The organism is Providencia zhijiangensis (assembly GCF_030315915.2).
In the GTDB taxonomy this organism is placed as follows: Bacteria; Pseudomonadota; Gammaproteobacteria; order Enterobacterales; family Enterobacteriaceae; genus Providencia; species Providencia zhijiangensis.
In genome coordinates, this window is record NZ_CP135990.1 from 303,585 (window position 1) to 321,400 (window position 17,816).

General features: G+C 41.9%; 15 protein-coding genes. 5 read left to right on the forward strand and 10 right to left on the reverse strand.

What is annotated here, in order from left to right:
* Positions 1–52: 52 nt before the first annotated feature.
* Positions 53–1,267, forward strand: a complete 1,215-nt coding sequence (locus tag QS795_RS01375) for an aspartate aminotransferase family protein (RefSeq protein ID WP_286272702.1) — start codon at positions 53–55, stop codon at positions 1,265–1,267.
* A 60-nt stretch (positions 1,268–1,327) separates the two neighbouring features.
* On the opposite strand, the gene QS795_RS01380 is transcribed toward QS795_RS01375, so the two are convergent.
* Together QS795_RS01380 and crp are read right to left on the reverse strand one after the other, a co-directional pair.
* A complete protein-coding gene (locus tag QS795_RS01380) occupies positions 1,328–2,875 on the reverse strand; it encodes a hypothetical protein (RefSeq protein WP_286272700.1) in 1,548 nt (515 codons plus the stop codon).
* A 211-nt stretch (positions 2,876–3,086) separates the two neighbouring features.
* Entirely contained in the window at positions 3,087–3,719 is a 633-nt protein-coding gene (gene crp / locus QS795_RS01385; RefSeq protein WP_006813718.1) for a cAMP-activated global transcriptional regulator CRP, read from the reverse strand.
* A 323-nt stretch (positions 3,720–4,042) separates the two neighbouring features.
* Between crp and QS795_RS01390 the strand changes: the two genes are divergently transcribed.
* Positions 4,043–4,447, forward strand: a complete 405-nt coding sequence (locus QS795_RS01390) for an OsmC family protein (protein ID WP_154602321.1) — start codon at positions 4,043–4,045, stop codon at positions 4,445–4,447.
* 79 nt (positions 4,448–4,526) lie between these two features.
* Here the strand turns inward: QS795_RS01390 and QS795_RS01395 are convergent, their stop codons facing one another.
* From QS795_RS01395 to QS795_RS01405, 3 genes are read right to left on the reverse strand one after another with little or no spacing between them, the layout of a single operon-like run.
* Entirely contained in the window at positions 4,527–5,393 is an 867-nt protein-coding gene (locus tag QS795_RS01395; RefSeq protein WP_154626512.1) for a phosphoribulokinase, read from the reverse strand.
* Positions 5,394–5,441: 48 nt separating this feature from the next.
* Positions 5,442–5,660 carry a YheU family protein gene (locus QS795_RS01400; RefSeq protein ID WP_108478754.1) on the reverse strand — a complete coding sequence of 73 codons (219 nt, stop codon included), beginning with the start codon at positions 5,658–5,660 and terminating at the stop codon, positions 5,442–5,444.
* Positions 5,657–6,640 carry a hydrolase gene (locus QS795_RS01405; protein ID WP_318626754.1) on the reverse strand — a complete coding sequence of 328 codons (984 nt, stop codon included), beginning with the start codon at positions 6,638–6,640 and terminating at the stop codon, positions 5,657–5,659. Before QS795_RS01405 ends, QS795_RS01400 begins: the two co-directional genes overlap by 4 nt.
* Before the next feature lie 113 nt (positions 6,641–6,753).
* Here QS795_RS01405 and QS795_RS01410 point away from each other — a divergent pair, with 113 nt between their 5' ends.
* Positions 6,754–7,359 carry a LysE family translocator gene (locus tag QS795_RS01410; protein ID WP_318626755.1) on the forward strand — a complete coding sequence of 202 codons (606 nt, stop codon included), beginning with the start codon at positions 6,754–6,756 and terminating at the stop codon, positions 7,357–7,359.
* 62 nt (positions 7,360–7,421) lie between these two features.
* On the opposite strand, the gene murP is transcribed toward QS795_RS01410, so the two are convergent.
* Positions 7,422–8,891, reverse strand: a complete 1,470-nt coding sequence (gene murP / locus QS795_RS01415) for a PTS N-acetylmuramic acid transporter subunit IIBC (RefSeq protein ID WP_286272696.1) — start codon at positions 8,889–8,891, stop codon at positions 7,422–7,424.
* Between the two features lie 27 nt (positions 8,892–8,918).
* Positions 8,919–9,830, reverse strand: a complete 912-nt coding sequence (murQ, locus tag QS795_RS01420; RefSeq protein WP_286272694.1) for an N-acetylmuramic acid 6-phosphate etherase — start codon at positions 9,828–9,830, stop codon at positions 8,919–8,921.
* Positions 9,831–10,081: 251 nt separating this feature from the next.
* Here murQ and QS795_RS01425 point away from each other — a divergent pair, with 251 nt between their 5' ends.
* Together QS795_RS01425 and adiA are read left to right on the forward strand one after the other, a co-directional pair.
* Positions 10,082–10,942, forward strand: coding sequence for a MurR/RpiR family transcriptional regulator (locus QS795_RS01425; RefSeq protein ID WP_286272692.1), 861 nt, complete (start codon positions 10,082–10,084; stop codon positions 10,940–10,942).
* Between the two features lie 96 nt (positions 10,943–11,038).
* Positions 11,039–13,306 carry an arginine decarboxylase gene (adiA, locus tag QS795_RS01430; RefSeq protein ID WP_318626758.1) on the forward strand — a complete coding sequence of 756 codons (2,268 nt, stop codon included), beginning with the start codon at positions 11,039–11,041 and terminating at the stop codon, positions 13,304–13,306.
* Between the two features lie 145 nt (positions 13,307–13,451).
* Here adiA and QS795_RS01435 read toward each other — a convergent pair whose 3' ends face one another.
* The 3 genes from QS795_RS01435 to QS795_RS01445 all read right to left on the reverse strand — a co-directional run bounded on the left by QS795_RS01435 (position 13,452) and on the right by QS795_RS01445 (position 17,733).
* Positions 13,452–14,171 (reverse strand): Lnb N-terminal periplasmic domain-containing protein, encoded by a 720-nt coding sequence (locus QS795_RS01435; RefSeq protein ID WP_286272688.1) that lies wholly within the window; start codon positions 14,169–14,171, stop codon positions 13,452–13,454.
* Between the two features lie 7 nt (positions 14,172–14,178).
* Entirely contained in the window at positions 14,179–15,381 is a 1,203-nt protein-coding gene (locus QS795_RS01440; protein ID WP_286272686.1) for a peptidase, read from the reverse strand.
* A gap of 417 nt (positions 15,382–15,798) precedes the next feature.
* A complete protein-coding gene (locus tag QS795_RS01445; protein WP_286272683.1) occupies positions 15,799–17,733 on the reverse strand; it encodes an ABC transporter ATP-binding protein in 1,935 nt (644 codons plus the stop codon).
* Positions 17,734–17,816 lie beyond the last annotated feature (83 nt).

Here is a 17,816-nt window from a genome sequence, read left to right on the forward strand (position 1 = left end):
ATTTGATGCTTATATTTTCACTTAAGCATTCGATAAAGAGCAGGTGAGGGGTATGTCAGAACAACACGCAGTCAATCGGCAGACTTTTGATCAGGTCATGTTACCTATTTTTTCGCCAGCTGAATTTATTCCAGTTAAAGGCGAAGGCAGCCGCGTTTGGGATCAGCAAGGTAAAGAATATATTGATTTCGCAGGCGGGATCGCGGTTTTAGCGCTAGGTCATTGCCATCCAAGCCTCGTTGCGGCTGTACGTGAACAAAGCGAAAAACTTTGGCATGTGAGCAATGTTTTTACCAATGAACAGGCGTTAACACTGGCCCAAAAATTAACGAAAGCAACGTTTGCGGATCGTGCATTCTTTGTGAACTCAGGGTCTGAAGCGAATGAAGCCGCATTCAAGCTAGCGCGTCGTTATGCCATCACCAAGTATAGCCCGTATAAAACGAAGATCATTGCATTCAAGCAAGCATTCCACGGCAGAACATTATTTACTGTCTCAGTTGGCGGACAAGCGAAATATGCCGATGGATTCGGCCCAAAACCTGCGGATATTATTCATGTGCCTTTTAATGACCTTGATGCCGTTAAAGCCGTGATCGATGAAAATACCTGTGCAGTGGTTTTGGAGCCAGTTCAAGGGGAAGGCGGGGTAACCCCAGCAACATCAGAATTTCTGCAAGGAGTTCGTAAACTTTGCGATGAAAATAATGCATTACTTATTTTTGATGAAGTGCAAAGTGGAATGGGGCGTACGGGGAAATTGTTCTCTTATATGCACTACGATGTCACTCCCGATATTTTAACCACTGCAAAAGCGCTCGGAGGCGGTTTCCCTATCAGTGCGATGATCACAACTGCTGAAATTGCGAAAACAATGGAGGTAGGATCTCACGGAACCACCTACGGGGGCAATCCATTGGCATGTGCGGTAGGCAATGCTGCTTTCGATATTATCAATACCGATGAAGTCCTTGATGGTGTTGCTAAACGTCGTGAGTTATTTGTCGCTCATTTAAACAAGCTCAATGACCAATATGGAATTTTCGCTGAAATTCGCGGAATGGGCTTATTAATCGGTGCAGAGCTGAATGGCAAATTGCTGAATCGCTCAAAAGATATTCTACAAGCTTGTGCTGCAGAAGGGCTGATGATGCTTAATGCGGGCACGAATGTATTACGCTTTACTCCATCGCTGATTATTTCTGAAAATGAAATTAATAGCGGGATGGCGAAATTGGAAACTGCAATTAGCAAACTGCTGGTTTAATTGTCTTTTTATAGTGACAGAGGCAAATTTGCCTCTGTCACTGAACTATTATTCAAGTTGTTACTTGTTATTAAGCTTAGCTAATTTTGTTTTAATCTGCGCAGAATGTACTTCTTCTTTGGATATTTGCTCGCTTAGACTATTTAGACTATTTAGACTATGAAGGGTTTCTTGCGTTTTTTTCAACAGCGCATCTAATTTTCTAGTATCGGGTTTTCCTTGATTTGATGCTATTTCTGGTGAGTTTCCATTTAGTGGAAACTGATATTTTTTACTATTATGTTTAGCTCTTAGCATTGATGTTTTAGTTTGGTATATTTCCCCATTAAATTGATATGTTCTCACGGTTGGTTTTACTTTTATATTTCTTCTAGGTAATACTTTATCATTTTTATTATGCGTGGCATGGTTCGAGTTATTATCTTTCAGTTTAGTGGAGCCTGTTTCTATTTTTTTCTGTGCTTTTGTGTTTTCTGATAAATATCCAGAGTCACTAGAATTATTTGAATAATGGCTTGATGAGTTAGAATTTAAGCTTTCATTGCTAGAATATAGCTGATTTTCTATCTTGTTCAGTGAATCCATATTTTCTAAGTGCCGATTTATTGACTTCATGTCAGTCTCATCGACAAGTAATTTATCGAGCTGACGAGTTGATGGAATTGCTAAGCTAACAAGACGGTCGGTGATTCTTTTTTGTAAACTATCTTGAATATGATTGGTATCATCATTCCACTCTAATTCCTCATTGAACTCAAATTCGGTATCACTGCTCTTTGCTTTATTCTCATCTTTTATTTTCGAAATAGAAGCTTTCTGTATCATACTTGATTCAGCTTCTTTTCTTATTCTCTCTTCACCTGCTTTTATTTCATTCTCTTTGTCTGTCTCTATTTTTTTTAGCTGTTCAGCTAATTTAGCTTGTGATGATTTTAGAGTGCTAAGGTTGTTCTCAATCTTCTGAGTCGATGCAGTGTTCTGATAAGTGATTACTTCACTTGATCTTGTTTTTTCATGTTTTATTGGGATCTCAATTCCCTTTTTAAAAGTAACACAAAATTTTTCATTCTTATTTTTATTAAATATACTTTTTAAATAACGAATACCTTTTTCATGAGTCGATTTTATTTCTAAAATCAAATTTGAGAATCGGTTTGATGAACGTTTTAAATTAAATTCTTTAAAAACGTTAGTTTCTGTAGCACTTGTTTTATCAATTAGCATTAGTTCAGTATCCTGTTTTTCATTAATAATTGGCTCATTTTTTATTGAGACGGAATGGTTGAAAATACGTGGGGATTTAAGAATTAAAAAATGGCCATTAGCTTCAATAGCCTCATGGTATTTATAGGGAAGTGTTATTTTCTCTACTGGAGGCGAGTATTTAATTAGATTAATTTCTTTTTGTTCACTTGGCTCAAAATGACAAGTCAATACGGCGAAATGCTTTTTTTGATAATGTAAATTAGATAGGTGATTATTATCGGGTATGCATGAACCAATATTAATGGCTTTTTTTATTTGATTAGATAATGATGAAGTGGTTATGGTTTTATTATCATTGATATTAATGATACTTTCGCTTCTTGGATTGATATTTTTAATCATCGTGTTGTCAACTCTTAATAATGGTTTAGTTACCACTATATTAGTTTGACAATTAACTATAATTATATAAAGAAACGATACTCATCAATGAGAGTATATAGATGAGAGGGGGAAATAAAGGATCCTAAGTAAGAAAAATAGCTTTGTACGTAAAGTATAAAGCTATTTCAATATCGAAGCCTCACCAAGAAGGGTGAGGCTGAAAGGTGAATCAGCGAGTGCCGTAAACAACAATCGTTTTGCCGTGTGCGGAGATTAAGTTTTGATCTTCCAGCATCTTTAAAATACGACCGACAGTTTCGCGAGAACAACCTACGATTTGACCGATTTCCTGACGAGTAATTTTGATTTGCATACCGTCTGGGTGAGTCATTGCATCAGGTTGTTTAGCTAAATTCAATAATGTTTGAGCAATACGACCAGTAACATCTAAGAATGCAAGGTTACCCACTTTTTCGGACGTGGTTTGCAAACGACTTGCCATTTGCGCGGAAAGGCGCATCAGGATATCTGGATTGACTTGAATCAGCTGACGGAATTTTTTGTAAGAAATTTCCGCGACTTCGCAAGCAACTTTCGCGCGAACCCACGCAGTACGTTCTTGCCCTTCTTCAAATAACCCAAGTTCGCCAATGAAATCTCCCTGATTTAAATAAGAGAGAATCATTTCCTTGCCTTCTTCATCTTTGATTAAAACAGCCACTGAGCCTTTAACAATGTAGTAAAGGGTTTCTGCTTTTTCACCCTGATGGATCAGAGTGCTCTTGGATGGATACTTATGAATATGGCAGTGTGACAAAAACCATTCAAGAGTAGGGTCTGTTTGTGGCTTGCCGAGAACCATTAGCGTTATCCTCTGTATGTTATTGCAACCTTTCGAAAAGTAGGGAAAGGCTGACTTTAAAGTGTCAAGCTTAGCATATTAAGTCACATTGATGCCTATTATTAATATCGCCCTAGGCCAATGCAAATTAATATCAATTGTATAATATAATCAATTAAATCGTTGAGTATTGATCTTAATCCTATCAACTAACCATTGTTTGTATCATATCCAATGTAGAAAGTCTCCCCTGTATCGCTTCAGCCTAATAATGCTGATATAACATTGTCTAGATATATGGAACAATGTGACGATAAATATCACTATTTTCGAGAGGAATAAAAATGGAAGCACGCGTAAAGTGGGTTGAAGGGCTCTCTTTTTTAGGTGAGTCGGCATCGGGTCATCAAGTTATGATGGATGGCAATGCTGGAGATAAAGCACCGAGTCCGATGGAAATGGTTCTAATGGCAGCAGGCGGATGCAGTGCGATTGATGTGGTTTCTATTCTGCAAAAAGGTCGTCAGGATATTGTTGATTGTGAAGTAAAATTAACTTCGCAGCGTCGTGAAGAAGCTCCGCGCTATTTTACGGACATCAACCTGCACTTTATTGTGACGGGACGTGAATTAACGGACAAAGTGGTGGAGCGTGCGGTTCAACTTTCTGCAGAAAAATATTGTTCCGTTGCTATCATGTTAGAGAAAACGGTTAACGTGACTCATAGCTTCGAAATTAAAACGCTGTAATTGTTTTCTTGCTATTAAGATGCTTATCGATAATTAAGATAAGCATCTTGTTATTTATCTCTTTAATGAGAATCTCAAACTACCCATTTCGCTGTTTCATTAATTTTTCCACTAATGGCATCATAATAAGTTCCATCGCGAGTCCTAATTTCCCACCGGGTACCACAATGGTATTCATCGCTGAAATAAACGAGCCATTTAACATGGATAATAAATAAGGGAAATCGATCTGCTCTAATCCTCTAAAGCGAATAACGATAAAACTTTCGTCCTGTGAAGGTATTGCTTTGGCAGAGAAAGGGTTAGAGGTGTCAACGGTAGGAACTCGTTGGAAGTTAATATGGGTACGAGAAAACTGCGGCGTAATATAGTTAATATAATCCCCCATCGAACGTACAACGGAATCCATCACCGCTTCACGGGAATGTCCTCGCTCGGTGGTATCGCGGATGAGTTTTTGGATCCATTCAAGGTTAACAATTGGCACTACACCCACAAGCAAATCAACATGTTGTGCAACATCGTGCTCTGGGGTAACTACTCCGCCATGTAATCCTTCATAAAACAGCACATCGGTATTGGCTGGTAGCGATTCCCACGGGGTAAACGTGCCAGGTTGCAGGCCATAGGGCACCGCTTCATCGTAAGTATGTAAATATTTTCGAGATTGACCGCTGCCAGTTTTAGCATAGTCAATTAGCGTCTGTTCAAGTAGAGAAAAATCGTTGGCCTCAGGGCCGAAATAGCTGATATGGCGCCCTTGCTCGCGGGCTTTACGAATAGCCATATCCATTTCAGGGCGGGTATAACGATGAAAACTATCCCCCTCAAGGGTGGCTGGGCGGATATTTAATTGATGGAAAATTTTACGAAAAGCTTGGCTCGTTGAGGTTGTTCCTGCGCCACTCGAACCCGTCACTGCAATAATCGGATGCTTCTTCGACATAGTGGACTCCCTGTTTTACGCCATGACCACTATTTTTGAGAAACAGCGCTACGGGCGAAACTGGTTATTAGGCATGAAATTTACCGATTCATGTAACTCAGACCAGACTAGCACAATTTCGCCAGAAACTAACTGCCGTTTCACATCATTCACTTTGTCCTGCAAGCTTTTTTCGTGAACGCCGTAATCGGTTCCTTCGCGTAAAACATAACTCTCGATAAGGTTTTCGAGCGTTTCAGGAGCGAGGTCTTTCCACGGAATAATCATGATTTTTGCTCATTCAAATACGCTGTTAGCCACAGAGGAATACGAGTTTCTAACCACATTTGTGGCTTTCTAAAACTACCGCCGACAAAGCCGACGTGTCCACCATGTTCCGTCATTTGGTATTCAATATTTTCGGGTAAATGACTTAAATCAGGCACGACTTCGGGCGCCATAAACGGGTCGTCTTTTGCGTGAATAATCAGGGTTGGCTTAGTAATCTGAGATAACTTAGGTAGCGCGCTGCATTTTTGATAATAATCCGCAGCATCATCAAAACCATGAATACGTGCGGTGATCACATCATCAAATTCACGAATGCGTTTTAACTGTTTAAGCTGCAACAAATTAAGAGGAAGTGAACCGGGATAGCGCACCAGTTTGCGGGTAGCGTTACGTTTCAATCCATTTAATAGGTAACGTTGATAGAGCTGAGAAATTCCTTTCTCCATTTTCATGGAGCAGGCTTCAAGCATTAATGGGGCCGAGACAACGACGCCGGCATCTAATTCAGCATTCTCACCATTTTCAGCTAAATAACAGGCGAGCATATTACCGCCAAGGGAATAGCCTACCGCGGCGGTGGGGGCATCACCCCATGTCTGTTTTAGCCAATGTAAAAAATAGCGCGCATCGCTGGTTTCACCAGAATGGTAAATACGTTTTTGACGGTTAGGTTCACCGCTGCATCCTCTAAAATGCATGATCACGCCGAGCCACCCTTGCTTTTGGGCACTTTCTAACATCCCGTGGGCATAGGGGCTTTTAAAATTTCCTTCCAACCCATGAAAAATCACTAAACGAGGCTTTTTTCTCGCTTGTTCTGGGTTTTCACTCCAAGCAAGATCGATAAAATCACCATCAGGCAATTCTAATCGCTGCCATGTTGGGATAATTTTCGGGGTACGACGAAAGATCCTTGGCAATAAGGTTTGGAGGTGTGGGTTCTTTGCCCAACTCATTGGGTGGAAATTTTCTGACATGGCCTTATTTTTTATTTAGTGGGACGCTTGTGAGTCACATAACATACTGTTATTTTTCTGTGATGCAAGTAAACAAATCTAGAAACAAATTTAGGTTGAGGAACATAGTATAAATGACTCTGGGGCTAATTTTTTCGCTTTTTACGTTTTTATTCATTGCAGCAGTCACGCCCGGCCCTAATAACATGTTGTTGACCTCTTGTGCCGCTAACTACGGCTTTCGTCGCAGTATCGGATTATTATTAGGAATAATGCTGGGCATGCAGTCAATTTTATATTTGTCTGCATTCGGTGTTGCCGCGCTATTACTATTATATCCTGCAATTTATATTGTGCTGAAAATCATTGGTAGCGTTTATTTATTATGGCTAGCATGGAAAACCGCTACCGCCAGCTACGAGCCACTCAAAACAGACAGCAAAGCCTCTAAAAGCGTCACTTGGTTTCAAGGTGGATTATTGCAGTTCTTAAACCCAAAAGCATGGATGATGGGGCTCGGCGCAGTAGGGAGTTTTAGTCTTCCAGGCGAGTTATTTACTCAGTCCATCATTGTGATGAGCATCGCTTTTGTGATTGTGAATTTTGTCGCGGGCTTGATTTGGATGGGTTTTGGTTCTTTGATTGGGGTTTTCTTACGTAGTCGTCGTGCATGGTTTATTTTCAACCTTGTGATGGGGATACTGACCGCCGCGTGTGTGCCGCTAATTTGGTTGGAGTGAGTTTTTCACGCAGAAAAAAGGCACCTAAGGTGCCTTTTTTGCTTTTCAATCCACGTTATTCTCTAGTCTAAATCGACATTTTTACTACCGAACAGATAGGTGAAAATAAACCCGCACAGATAAGAGACTAAGACACCGCCGGCATACACCGCCATTGCAGGAAGCACGCCTTGGTCTGACGTCATCAACGGAATCGCGATTAACCCTGAAGGACCGAATACGGTATTTAACCCAACAGGTAGACCCATCCACGCGACCGCTCCGATAAAGAAACCACCGGCCGCGCCACCTAAACAGGCGGTTACAAACGGCTTCACTCGTGGTAACGTCACCCCGTAAATCAATGGTTCACCAATACCTAAGAAGCCGGGGAAGAGTGCACCGCCAATTTGACTGCGGGTAACAGAGCCTTTCTTCGCCTTCACATACAGTGCCAGTGCCGCACCCACTTGACCCGCACCTGCCATCGCTAAGATTGGGAATAACGAGTTAAACCCTTGCGCTTCAACTAACGCGACATACACTGGAATAAAGCCTTGGTGGACACCGAACATTACCGCAATCAGGAACAGACCCGCTAAGACGGCTGTGCCGATAGGGTTTCCGTTTAAGTGCATGAATAGCCAAGACATTCCTTCGAATAACCAGACGCCAATAGGCATGATGAAGACAAAGGTCGCAGCGCCGACGATTAACAGCGTAATCGTTGAGGTTAAAATAATATCCAAACTGGCCGGAATGATTTTGCGCACTTGTTTTTCAACCCAAGCACCAAAAATACAGGCAATTAGGATCCCGATAATGTTGCCTCTCGGGTCGATATACCAACCAAAGAAGTCTGTCATACCAGAATAGAAGCCTTTAGTGGCCGCCGGGTCGTAACCTAAAATAAACAGCGCAGCGATAATGGCACCGTTAACGCCACTTCCCCCAAACGCTTTTTGGGCGTTATAACCAATCAACAATCCCATAAAGGTGAATAACCCTTTACCGAATACACTCATATACGCAATTAAGCTTTTGAGGTGGGCAAGCTGGGTTGAATCCGCAGGGAATAAATTTTGGTTCGCTGATAATAATGTGAGTAATGACGCCAAGCCCATTAAGAGACCCGCGCCGATAAAGCCCGGAATTAATGGGGTAAAAATAGTCGCAAATTTAGATAAAAAGCGATGAACGGCGCTGGTTTGTTTTTTCTTCAGCTGCTGTTTATTGGCTGAAGCAATCTCTTTCAGATCTTGGGTCGCGGTAGAGTCATGAGTTTCATCCACTTCGCCATTTTCTAGCATTTGCTTCATTAAATCCGCGGCGGCTTGGGCTTTTCCAGGGCCCAAAACAATTTGCAGTTGGTCGTCACTTTCTAGTACGCCCAGTACCCCGGGGATTTTTTTGATTTCGGTTTTATCGATAAACTGGTCATCATGTAAGGTGAGTCGTAAACGCGTCATGCAGTTACCGCACTGCTTGATATTGCGACCACCACCCACGTGTTGCAGGATCTGCTGTATCATTTCATTTGTTATTTTAGCCATACTGTTTCTCTCATTGAGATCCGCCAATTAGGCGGATTTTGCGATGTTGAGGGCAGTGCGAATAAAGCCATGATTTTTAGCGAGTAATTGACGAGCTTCATCCGCATTTAAGCCAGATAAAATCATCAAAATCGCGGTCTTACAGTGTCTATCACATTGTTGTAATGCAGATTCTGCACTTTGGCGGTCGCATTCGGTTGCTTCCATCACAATCTTAGTCTGGCGCTCAATGAGCTTAGCGTTAGTCGCTTCCACATCGACCATTAAATTGCCAAAGACTTTACCGATGCGGATCATCGCCCCTGTGGTGATCATATTTAAAATCAGTTTTTGTGCGGTTCCCGCTTTCATGCGCGAAGAGCCAGTGACAACTTCAGCACCCACAATCGGAGTGATGGCAATGTCAGCGGCTTGGGAGACAGGGCTATCAGGGTTACAGCTAATTGAGGCAACGGTTGCACCTAAGGAGCGTGCATATTTCATGGCACCCAGAACATAAGGCGTGCGGCCACTGGCGGCGATCCCAACTAAAATATCTTTTTGATTAAAATCGATGTTCTTTAAGTCTTGCTCCCCTAACTCGGGTTTATCTTCCGCATTTTCAACCGCACGGAAGATGGCTTGGTGACCACCAGCAATCAGCCCAATAACTTGTTCATGAGGGGTTCCATAGGTAGGTGGGCACTCACTGGCATCGAGGATCCCTAAACGTCCCGAAGTACCCGCACCGGAATAAATCAGACGTCCACCTTGTTGGAAAGCTGCCGCAACTTTATCGACCAATTCTGCAATTTGCGGTAAGGTTTTTTCGACAGCCAAAGGGACTTTTTTATCTTCATTGTTGATTACTTGAAGCATTTCAATGGTAGATAATTGGTCAATGTGGGTACTGGCTTCGTTACGGCTTTCCGTGACCATCTTGCTTAAATCAATCGACATAGTAATAACTCCTTAAACGTATCATGAGGGGTATGCTATGGAATTATTTATTCCTTTGATGTGATAATCATCACGGTACTATCTATTCTCCCTTGTCAATATAAGCGAATAAATTTGGTTATTTATTGCCCTGTAAGTTAATAGTAATTTGAATTTAAATAATTAATTACCAAGCATTGAGTTTTTATTAAAGGAATAATTTATTTGTAAATTTATTCTGTCGATGAAGGTTTATCTTCTTGAGGGCTACTATGACGTTACTCGATACCATCACGTACCTATTACCGAGATTAGCGGAAAATCAACGTAAAATTGCACAATTTATCTTGGAAAGTCCGGAAAACGTGCTGAAACTATCATCTTCACAGTTAGCGGAGCAGTTGGGGATCAGCCAATCCGCTATAGTGAAGTTTAGTCAAAAGCTAGGTGTAAAGGGGTACCCCGCGCTGAAATTGGCGCTAAGTGAAATCATTGGTCGCCAACAGCAAGAGTTGGGGGAGCCTCACCGTGCGTTGCATAACCGTATTACGCAAACGGATAGCTTGATGGTGGTCGCGCAGAAGCTGGCATTAGAGAAAAATTATTCCATCACAGAAACCACAAAACGTCTTGATTTCAAACAGTTTGAAAAAATTATTGAGCGTATAGACCATGCGCAGCGTGTGCAAATTGTCGGCATTGGCGGTTCAGGACTCACCGCGAAAGATTTAAGCTATAAGCTTCAGAAAATCGGTATTACTACGCTCGTGGAACCTGATCATCACGTTCAAATTGCGGCAGCATTAACCTTGACGCCGAAAGATGTGCAAATCGTCATTTCCTTCTCTGGCAAGCGTAAAGATATGCTCACCGCCGCCAATATAGGGCATCAAAATGGTGCTTGCGTTATCGCTATCACGCGCTCGAAAGAGTCTCCACTCGCTCAAATGTCTGATTATATGATGGAAAGTGTGGCGGAAGAAAACGAATGGCGCAGCTCATCAATTTCTTCAAGAACGGCACAAAATACCCTGACCGATTTACTGTTCATGGCGTTGTTACAAAAACGGGAAGATAAAGCGAAAGCATTGGTGATGAATGCCAAAGTGATGATTAATAAACTTGATGAATAACTGTTAATACCCCGATAACTTTGCAAAATAATCTTATCTGCGTTAAGACTAAAGGAGGAATTATTTCGCTTAAAACAATTCATTGAGGGAGAGTCCATGAGGGCATTGATCGTTTATACCGAGCTAACAGATGAAGATTCTGTGATTAGCCATGCGGTTGCACGGCTGGCAAGCGAACTGAATGACGAACACGTCGAAACGGTCATTATCCGTGATTTTGAAGACGGTCTTGCCTATATTCGCTCAAACACCAGCATTGACTGCTTGCTTTACGGACGAGATATGTCCGATAAAGAAGAGCAAGCCCAAGCTCATCGGCTAATTACCCAGCTTCATCGCCGTCAAGAAGATGTTCCCGTTTTTCTCTTGAGTGATCGTGAAGAAGCCTTAGTGGCATTTGACCGAAAAATGATGGAGCAAGTGGATGAATTTGCATGGATTTTAGAGGACTCCGCGGACTTTATTGCCGGACGCGTTCTCGCTGCTATCATCCGTTACCGTGCGCAGTTACTCCCGCCATTAATGAAAAGTTTGATTAAATACAGTGATGTACACGAACATTCATGGGCAGCCCCAGGGCATCAAGGGGGTGTCGGCTTTACCAAAACGCCAGCTGGGCGTATTTATCACGACTTTTTTGGTGAAAATTTATTCCGTACCGATATCGGCATTGAGCGAGTTGCCGTAGGTTCGTTGCTCGACCACACTGGGGCATTTGGGGAGTGTGAGAAAAATGCTGCACGGATTTTTGGTGCTGACCAATCCTATTCCGTTGTGGTCGGGACTTCGGGTTCGAACCGTACCATTATGCAAGCTTGCATGACGGATGACGACGTGGTGGTTATTGACCGAAATTGCCATAAATCCATCGAACAAGGTTTGATTTTAACGGGAGCAAAACCTGTTTATATGGTCCCAAGTCGTAACCGTTATGGGATTATTGGACCGATTTATCCCACAGAAATGTCCCCTGAAGCCATTCAGAAAAAGATCGCCGACAATCCATTTACTGCCGATAAAATCGGTAAAAAGCCGGCCTATAGCGTGGTCACAAACTGCACTTATGATGGTGTTTGCTACAATGCGCGTAAAGTGCAAAACCTATTGGATAAATCCCTCGATAGAATTCATTTTGATGAGGCATGGTACGGTTACGCGCGATTTAACCCGATTTATCGTGACCATTTTGCGATGCGTGATGAAGAGCGCAAAGAGGATGACCCTACCATTTTTGCTACTCACTCAACCCATAAATTATTGAATGCGCTGTCTCAAGCCTCGTTCATTCATGTTCGAAATGGCCGGAATGCCATTGATTTTAATCGCTTTAATCAAGCCTATCATATGCATGCAACCACCTCGCCGTTGTATGCCATTTGCGCTTCGAACGATATTGCGGCAGATATGATGGATGGAAATAGTGGGCGCTCATTAACGGATGAAGTGATCCGCGAAGCCATCGACTTTCGTCAATCACTCGGTTATCTGTACAAAGAGTTCCAAAATGATGGCGAATGGTTTTTCAAACCGTGGAATCAGGAAACGGTGAAGGATCCTGCAACCAGTGAGCGCTACGATTTTGAGTTTGCCCCTGTTGAATTGCTGATGAAAGAGCAAAGCTGTTGGGTAATGAACCCTGAAGATACGTGGCATGGTTTCAAAAATATTCCCGCAGATTGGGCGATGTTAGATCCTATCAAAGTGAGTATTTTGGCGCCGGGAATGGGGGACGATGGCAAGCTGCTCGATTCCGGTGTTCCTGCGGCGCTCGTGACCGCATGGCTAAATCACTATGGTATTGTGCCGACCCGTACTACCGATTTCCAAATTATGTTCCTGTTTTCTATGGGGATCACCAAAGGGAAATGGGGCACATTAGTCAATGCATTGCTCTCCTTTAAACGCCACTACGATGCCAACACGCAACTGAAAAAAGTGTTACCTGAAGTGGTGGAAGTAGCGCCTGATATTTATGGTGAGATGGGGCTGAGAGACTTGGGAGATAAGATGTTTGCTTACTTGCAGCGCAATAATCCGGGTAGTCAGCTGAATCAAGCCTATTCAGAGTTACCCAATGTCATGATGAGCCCACGTGATGCCTATCAACAGATTGTTGCGAACCGCGTTGAAGCTGTGCCGTTAGATAAGCTGGCTGGGCGTATTGCAGCGAACTCGATTATTCCTTATCCACCGGGGATCCCAATGTTGTTATCCGGCGAAAGCTTTGGTGAAACCAACAGCCCGCATATTGGTTATTTACGCAGTTTACAAGCGTGGGATAGCGAGTTTCCGGGTTTTGAACATGAAACAGAAGGTACGGAAAAAATTGATGGCGAATACCATGTGATGTGTGTGAAAGTATGAAGCGGTACCCTATAACAAGTATATAAAATGAGCCTAATATTTTTTATTCTTGTACTGTCTAGTCAAGTTTAATTAGTCTTTTTTTTCCATACATTTAAAAGCTGCCTGCGCTATTTTTTATAGTGTTTGGCAGCTTTTTTCATTATTAACGACGTATTTCTTGAGAAAACTGGTTATTGATCAATTGGATCAATGGGATTTGTTGCTTGTTAAAATAATCCTTATCTTCAATAAAGCCTAATTGATGACAATATTGAGAAGCGTAGCCACTGACTAACAGTTTCCAGTTAAATTTAAAATCAGGATAGGTTTTCTTGGCAATTTTATAAATACTGGTTGTGCAGTTATTCCACATAGAATGATATTTTTCATTGGTCTCTTTGAGCTGATTAAGTTTACTCATATAATTGAGAAACAGTTCGGTAATAAGTGGCTTATCTAAATTTAAGGGATAAATATAGACCTGCTCATTGCGTAAATTAACGCGAGTACCAATTAAATCCTGCTCATCAGCGACTACATAGATAATATCGTAGTTATAGAAAAAACCCTTCCAAACCGAAAATTGTTGATGTGTTTTTCGCCTTGTCTCGATAGAGAAAGAGACATAGTCCCCATTGGTAAAACCGAAGCTCAGAAAGACATGGGCGATCATTTTACCAGACCAGTGGGATTGAACTAAGTCTACGCTTTGCAAGTTAGACAGGTTGTAATGCTTTGTATCCCAAGTGTATTCATTCTTATCGGCAAACTGAAAAGAGCGAAAATTATGTATGGCGACGTCCGAAGTTTCGTGATTAAAATCCATATGGGATTTATAGCGATACTCGGTTCTCCACTCATTTTGAGGCAATAGATTGCTCATCTGCACGCTACATTTTTAATAAAACAGACATGGCGCGGGAATAATCTAAAACAATGCCCGGTGTCCACGTCATTATACTTGCATGTTTTCTGAGTTGGGACATGACCCAAAGCTCAGGGCTAAAGAGCAATTTAAGCAGCAGCATGAAGCCGCCTTTTTTCTCAGTAAAATATCCCTCGGTACTTTTTATTAGCGCCAAAGAAACGACGGTTGAACAATTGCGATTCGTTAAATTGTAGGTCGTGTCTTTACTGTATTCTTGCCAGAATGCGTCTAACTTTTCTTTACTGATCCCTTCAATGGTTAATTTGAAGTTTGATGGCGGCGCAATTTTCATTTCATCAAGATAGCTGATTTGAAAAACGCCCGTGTCATTGTTTTCCTCGGTGGATTTTAATATCTGCAAAAATTGCGCTGTATCGCGATCGATATCTTTCTCTGGGTAGTGGCTGATATAAATTTCATCCAGTTCGAAAGCAACATGCCCTGTACTAATCACGCCCAATGAATTACGGGAAACAATATAACGCTGGATAATTTTAAAAAATAACGGCAGTTGCCCGGTCGTTGTCCATACGTGTAAGGTGCCGCGTTCTCTGTTTGAAGCGTCACCATTGCGTGTAAATACCATCTGGTTAACATTCGAAATTTGGCTGCTCACAACAAAGTAGTAAACAAAGAATGAGTCGAGGGAGAAGATCATAATCAGCGTGCCGACATCCCAATAAACTTGGCGAGAGGAATAGTCAAAAGACCAAGGAATGAAATTCCATAAACCTAATGAAAATTCAATAATGGAGACAGTGAACATCAACTTCCAGCGTTCAAATTTTAAAACCACGCTATTGGACATTTTCCAGATAGCACTGACCATGAGATATAAGCCAGTAATAAACCCAGAGAGAACCGTTTCCCATGCATGTATTTTAGAAAATAAGACAATGTAGACCATAAAAAGTAGCACTAACCCGCGGCTGATCCGGAGCCCTCGGGTGGCACCTTGGCAATACATCGCACAGACAAACGAGCGAATGGCTTCCAATAAAATTGGAATACAGAGGAAAATCATAAACTCATGGGGATCAGCAAAAAAAGGTAATAGAAAAAAGCAGGCACCAATCAGAACACCAAATAGTGTGAGCGCCAGAATAAACCAGAAATATTTCTTCGCTGTGTCTCTGCCATAGAGCATCGTAATGATATAAATCATGCTGCACCAACCATAGAATCTTGATAAGTGCTAATGCCTTATCTTTATAGGTTTTTATTATTAATTTGTAGGATTGGCTTCATTATAATGGGGATATTTAAGCGACAAAATAGATGGCAATTCGTGCGTTTTGTTGTGATTTTAATTCATTGAAGAATAAGTGTTATTTCTAGTGTTACACTTTGATTGTGTGGCTGTAACTGCTTTAGGTTAACGGTATGTTAATATTTAATTCTATTAATGACACGTCAACTCTTCGGATTATGTTTTAAAGAAACCATAAATAAGATTTTTATGTGTAATTAAATTCTTAAACTTAAAATCTCTAATTATGATTATCTCTTTTGGTCATTTATTGAAATAACCCTTTATTAGTCTGATCTTAATAAAGGGTTATTATTGAAGAACGATTACGAATTAACCTGCTTCAAACTCATTGGTCATGGTTTCTAACTGCTCTTGCAGATCCATCCATTCCATTTCAACGTCTTCAAGGGCTGATTTATGCTCAGTCTGCTTTTTCAAACAGTCAGTCAGCTCCGCTTTTTTATTTTGCTCATAAATAGCGGCATCGGATAATTTCGCCTCTAACTCGGCTAAGGATGCAGAGTGTTTTTCCATTTTCTTTTCCAACTCCGTGATTTTTTTACGGATAGGTTGGGTTAGTTGACGGAACTCGGCTTCGCGGCGTTTTTGGTCTTTTCTATCTTGCGCCGTCACGGTTGACGTGCTGGCTGGCTTTTCTTTATCAAGCAGATCGCGGGCTTGCTGTAGCTCCATTTTGTTCTGCTCAGCTAACCATTGTTGGTAATCTTCGAGGTCACCATCAAATTGCTCCACTTTTCCGCCATGAACCAGATACAGCTCATCCGTGGTGGTGCGCAGTAAGTGTCTATCATGGGAAACCACAACCAATGCGCCTTCGAAAGCCATTAACGCTTCGGTTAGTGCTTGGCGCATATCCAAATCTAAGTGGTTGGTTGGCTCATCGAGTAACAGTAAGTTAGGGCGCTGCCAGACAATCAGAGCTAATACTAAGCGGGCTTTTTCCCCACCAGAGAAACGTCCACTAGGATCCGTCACTTGGTCGCCTTTAAAACCAAAGCCGCCAAGGTAATCACGTAATTGCTGTTCAGTTTGTTCAGGTGCAAGGCGAGCAAGATGCTGTAGCGGGGATTCATCCGCATGCAAATATTCTAATTGATGCTGGGCGAAATACCCCAGTTTGATCCCTTTGGCGAGTGAGATTTCACCGTGTAATGGAGGTAAGTCACCTGCTAGCATTTTGATTAGTGTGGATTTACCGGCACCATTTCGTCCCAGTAACCCAATGCGAGAACCCGGAACTAAATTCAATTTGATGGATTCCAGCACCACTTTTTCACCGTAACCTGCACTGACTTTTTCCATTTTTAATAATGGATTCGGCAGGCTTTCAGGTTGACGGAATGAGAAATGGAATGGGTTATCCACATGGGCAGGGGCGACCATCTCCATGCGTTCGAGCATTTTAATTCGGCTTTGTGCCTGTTTTGCCTTGGTGGCTTGTACTCTAAAGCGGTCAATATAGCTTTGTAAGTGAGCGGCTTTAGCTTGTTGGCTCTCATACAAGGCTTGTTGCTGAGCGAGTTTAGTAGCACGTTGGCGTTCGAATGAAGAGTAGTTGCCCGTGTATTCGAACATGGTTTCTTGTTCGATATGCAGCACTTTGTCGATGATTGGATCGAGGAAATCCCTATCATGGGAAATCAAAATTAGGGTGCCAGAATAGCTTTTAAGCCATTTTTCCAACCAAATCACTGCATCTAAATCTAAATGGTTCGTCGGTTCATCGAGAAGTAGTAAATCAGAACGACACAGAAGGGCTTGCGCAAGGTTTAGACGCATACGCCATCCTCCGGAGAATGATTTTACCGGAGACTGTAGCTGTGCTTGGCTAAAACCAAGACCATGTAGCAAACTCGCTGCACGAGACTGAATTGTCCACGCATCAATGGCATCTAACTGCCCATGAATGACGGCAATAGCGTGACCGTCATTTTTTTCGTTCGCCTGTTGGAGTTTATGTTCTAAGGCGCGAAACTCACGATCGCCATCAATCACATACTCAATACAAGGTACATCAAGGGCTGGAGTTTCTTGGTTCACCCACGCCATAGACCAATTGCTTGGAAAGGTTGCTGATCCTGCTTCCGCTTGCAATTCACCCTTTAACAGTGCCAGCAATGTGGATTTTCCGCAGCCGTTTTTACCCACTAATCCGACTTTTTGCCCCGGATTGATAGTCGCAGTTGCATTGTCCAGCAGAACACGTACACCTCGGCGAATTTGTAATGAAGAGAAAACAATCATAGAAACCGTCTATTGAAAATATGTTAAATTATTGAGTTAGATATATTCGAATAATAAAGTTATTACTGAAATATATTAAGCTT